The following is a 1,479-nucleotide window of genomic DNA, read 5'->3' as shown; positions in this document are numbered from 1 at the left end:
AACCCTTATATAGAAAGGCATTTAGCGATTTTTGTCAATTATTTCTTATCTAGAGCGAACTAATCAATTAAGTCTCTTGCCAGATAAGGATTTAGTCGATTTATGCCCCCCTATCGAACCATACCAAGTAACGAAGAACCTCAATTAAAACCCCTCTCACCACAAGAGCGAATTCTTACATGGTTAGGATATTATACCCCCAATAATCAATCTTCAATCAAAGTTATTATTTCCCAGGAACTCATTAACCAAATTTTACGAGTTGGCAAAAGCAGCCAAAATAGTAGATCAAATCTGGCAGAATCTTAATTGCTTATTTATACCAGAAACGATTGCAATGAAAGCAGAAGCAAGTCAGATAATTGCAGAAAAATTAGTGCCTTCTGAAGATGTTTTTATCTATCTAACTGCCAAATATGGTGCGGCAGAAATCTTTTTGTCTGAAAATCGAGAATTAATCAAAATTATTGCTGATTTTGATTGTTTAACATCAGAGGAATTTCTTGATAAATATCTGCGACAAATGCCCCCTTAATTCAGTCAATTGAGGGGGTATTTTTGGCCTAACTCTCTCAATTCCCATGATTTCAAGGAGTATGGTTTATCCTTTCATCCGATATCTGCTACAATACAGATACAGGAAATAACATTTTGATCAGTAGGGTAGAAGTCTTTTCCGTTATCTTAGAAGGTAAGCATCATGAAAAATTTAGAAGAAATTAAAGCGATTTTGGGTCAAGTTAAGTCCTTAGTAAAAGAAAAGTATCATGTCAGTGAATTAGGTATTTTTGGAGATTATGTAAAAGGAGAAGTGCAGGAAAATAGTGAAGTTAATATTCTGATAGATTATACAGAACCGCCTAGTTTACTAGATTTAGTAGATCTGGAATATTATTTAAGTGATTTACTTAAGGTAAAAGCGGATGTTATCAGTAAAAATGGCTTAAAAGGAAGAAGGAGAGAAAGAATTTTATCCGAGGTTATTTATGTATGACACAACGGGAATTTAGAGATTTCTTGCAAGACATTCTAGAGGCAATTTCTCAACTAGAAAAGATGACTCAGGATCTAAGCTTTGCCGAATTTTCAACTAAGATAGAAATCTTTCTTTCGGCAGTAAAATTAATTGAAATAATCGGGGAAGCAGTCAAAAATATTCCTGATGAAGTGAGAGTTAATTATCCCAATATTCCTTGGAAAAACATCGCAGGTATGCGGGATAAATTAGTTCATGAATATTGGGCAATTGATGAAAAAGTCGTCTGGAAAGTGATTCAAAACAATCTCCCCCAGCTAAAGAGAATCATTATCAGTATCATTGAGAAATTACAATAAATTTTCGGCTCTTCGTTACCCTTTATGCTAAATCAACATACAAGATGCCAAGATAACATACTTCTAACCCAAAAATTCCGAAAGTTTCTAAAGCCATAGCCTCTCCGTTTTATTAGTTTAAGTTTATTGTTGATTCCCTCCACC

5 protein-coding genes are annotated in these 1,479 nt (G+C 34.0%); 4 read left to right on the top strand and 1 reads right to left on the bottom strand.

Annotation, left to right across the window (positions count from 1 at the left end):
- Positions 1–102 precede the first annotated feature (102 nt).
- The 4 genes from O9332_RS01860 (at position 103) to O9332_RS01845 (ending at position 1,335) form a co-directional block, all read left to right on the top strand.
- Positions 103–309: a PIN domain-containing protein gene (locus O9332_RS01860; protein ID WP_288023423.1), complete on the top strand. Its 207-nt coding sequence runs from the start codon at positions 103–105 to the stop codon at positions 307–309.
- Positions 310–337: 28 nt separating this feature from the next.
- Complete coding sequence (locus O9332_RS01855; RefSeq protein ID WP_002757243.1) at positions 338–535, top strand: PIN domain-containing protein; 198 nt, start codon at positions 338–340, stop codon at positions 533–535.
- 165 nt (positions 536–700) lie between these two features.
- The gene (locus tag O9332_RS01850) at positions 701–994 is read left to right on the top strand and encodes a nucleotidyltransferase family protein (RefSeq protein WP_002757241.1); all 294 of its coding nucleotides are present in this window, start codon (positions 701–703) and stop codon (positions 992–994) included.
- Complete coding sequence (locus O9332_RS01845; RefSeq protein WP_002757239.1) at positions 991–1,335, top strand: HepT-like ribonuclease domain-containing protein; 345 nt, start codon at positions 991–993, stop codon at positions 1,333–1,335. Before O9332_RS01850 ends, O9332_RS01845 begins: the two co-directional genes overlap by 4 nt.
- Positions 1,336–1,367: 32 nt before the next feature.
- On the opposite strand, the gene O9332_RS01840 is transcribed toward O9332_RS01845, so the two are convergent.
- Positions 1,368–1,479 (bottom strand): transposase (locus O9332_RS01840; RefSeq protein ID WP_071784045.1); only part of this gene is annotated, 112 nt, incomplete at its 5' end.

It is taken from the genome of Microcystis sp. LE19-10.1B (genome assembly GCF_027530565.1).
GTDB classification, from domain to species: Bacteria; Cyanobacteriota; Cyanobacteriia; order Cyanobacteriales; family Microcystaceae; genus Microcystis; species Microcystis aeruginosa.
The sequence above is the reverse complement of the archived record's forward strand: the minus strand, read 5'-3'. Positions and strand labels throughout refer to the sequence as shown.

What these genes read in the sequence shown, in the direction of transcription:
- O9332_RS01860 (WP_288023423.1), top strand. Translation starts at nt 103, where the DNA reads ATGCCCCCCTATCGAACCATACCAAGTAACGAAGAACCTCAATTAAAA.
- O9332_RS01855 (WP_002757243.1), top strand. Translation starts at nt 338, where the DNA reads ATGAAAGCAGAAGCAAGTCAGATAATTGCAGAAAAATTAGTGCCTTCT.
- O9332_RS01850 (WP_002757241.1), top strand. Translation starts at nt 701, where the DNA reads ATGAAAAATTTAGAAGAAATTAAAGCGATTTTGGGTCAAGTTAAGTCC.
- O9332_RS01845 (WP_002757239.1), top strand. Translation starts at nt 991, where the DNA reads ATGACACAACGGGAATTTAGAGATTTCTTGCAAGACATTCTAGAGGCA.